This window comes from Phenylobacterium hankyongense (assembly GCF_003254505.1).
GTDB classification, from domain to species: domain Bacteria; phylum Pseudomonadota; class Alphaproteobacteria; order Caulobacterales; family Caulobacteraceae; genus Phenylobacterium; species Phenylobacterium hankyongense.
In genome coordinates this window covers 1-814 of record NZ_QFYP01000003.1, presented here as the reverse complement: position 1 = coordinate 814, position 814 = coordinate 1, and the positions used below count along the sequence as shown (strand labels likewise).

The following is an 814-nucleotide window of genomic DNA, read 5'->3' as shown; positions in this document are numbered from 1 at the left end:
CTAGGATCCGGCCATCAATTGGAAGAGGAAGAGGAAGAGAGGAGGAGAAGAAGGGTCATCATGGCCTCTTCGATGATGGTCTCCAGCGCCGCAGTGGCCCGCGCCAGCCCAGCCCAGACGAACATGGTGGCGCCCTTCAACGGGCTCCGATCCTCCGCCGCCTTCCCGGTCACCCGCAAGAACGCTGACATGTCGGCCCTCCCCAGCAACGGCGGCAAGGTCCGCTGCATGCAGGTGTGGCCCCCGGAAGGCTTGAAGAAGTTCGAGACCCTCTCCTACCTCCCTCCTCTCAGCACCGAGGCCCTCTCCAAGGAGGTCGACTACCTCATCCGCAACGGATGGGTTCCCTGCATCGAGTTCTCCAAGGAAGGATTCGTGTACCGTGAGTACCACAGCTCTCCTGGGTACTACGATGGACGCTACTGGACCATGTGGAAGCTGCCCATGTTCGGCTGCACCGATTCCGCCCAGGTGATCGCTGAGGTGGAGGAGGTCAAGAAGGCCTACCCCGAGTACTTTGTCAGGATCATCGGCTTCGACAACAAGCGCCAAGTGCAGTGCATCAGCTTCATTGCAGCCAAGCCCGCAGGAGCCTAAGCCAGCGGTCTAGCTGGGGGCCATCGCACCCCCTTCCGATCTTTCTACAAGCTTTCCCCGTGCGCCTGTGTTGTTGCTCTCTCTTTCCCCTTCTTTCCGTCGTCTTTAGCCGATTCCCAACATATGAGCTGTGTAATGCCATCATATATCTCTTTTTTGTTGGTGAGAATTTTCTCAGCTTCGGCTACTATATAAACCCATAAATTCTCTTTCAAAA

The 814-nt window shown here is 56.9% G+C and carries 1 protein-coding gene; it reads left to right on the top strand.

The annotated features are described in order from the left end of the window. Positions 1 to 597, top strand: a 597-nt coding sequence (locus DJ021_RS18425) for a ribulose-1,5-bisphosphate carboxylase small subunit (RefSeq protein WP_207801903.1), incomplete at its 5' end; no start/stop codon positions are given. Positions 598 to 814: the final 217 nt, after the last annotated feature.